Raw genomic sequence first — 718 nt, 5'->3', positions numbered from 1 at the left:
AGCCCATGTTGTAGATGTCGGCCTCACCACGCACCGCGTCGAGGAACCAGACCTTGTTCACCACGTCGGCGAGCAGGTCGACGTCGTGGCTGATGACGATGAGCCCGCCGTCGTGGTTCTGCAGGAAGCCACGGAGCCAGGTGATCGAATCGGCGTCGAGGTGGTTGGTCGGTTCGTCGAGCAGCAGCGTGGTGTCGGACTTTCCGCCGGACCCGTCCGAGGCCGCGAACAGGATGCGCGCGAGTTCGACACGGCGGCGCTGACCACCCGACAGCGTGTGCAGGGGCTGGCCGAGGACGCGGTCGGGCAGACCGAGACTGTGGCAGATGGTCGCGGCCTCGGATTCGGCGACGTATCCACCGAGGGTCGCGAAGCGTTCCTCGAGTGACCCGTACTTGCGCACGGCGCGGTCGCGGATCTTCTCGTCCACGGCCTCTGCCATGAGCGCCTGCTGCTTCTCCATGCTGCGCATGATCTCGTCGAGGCCTCGCGCCGAGAGCACCCGGTCCTTGGCGAGGACGTCGAGATTGCCCTCCTTGGGGTCCTGGGGCAGGTAGCCGAGGTCGCCGGAGCGGATCACGGTGCCGGCGTAGGGCTCGCCTTCACCCGCAAGGATTCGCAGGGTCGTGGTCTTTCCGGCGCCGTTGCGTCCCACGAGGCCGATCCGGTCCCCGGCCTGCACCCGCAGCCCCGAGCCGGGGGCGGTGAGCAGCGTCCG

At 68.5% G+C, this 718-nt stretch carries 1 protein-coding gene; it reads right to left on the bottom strand.

The window, feature by feature from the left end:
- Window positions 1-718 (bottom strand): ATP-binding cassette domain-containing protein (locus tag R1101_RS0124915; RefSeq protein ID WP_016935821.1); only part of this gene is annotated, 718 nt, incomplete at both ends.

Origin of the sequence: Rhodococcus sp. R1101 (assembly GCF_000278445.1) — a bacterium.
In the GTDB taxonomy this organism is placed as follows: domain Bacteria; phylum Actinomycetota; class Actinomycetes; order Mycobacteriales; family Mycobacteriaceae; genus Rhodococcus; species Rhodococcus gordoniae.
The sequence above is the reverse complement of the archived record's forward strand: the minus strand, read 5'-3'. Positions and strand labels throughout refer to the sequence as shown.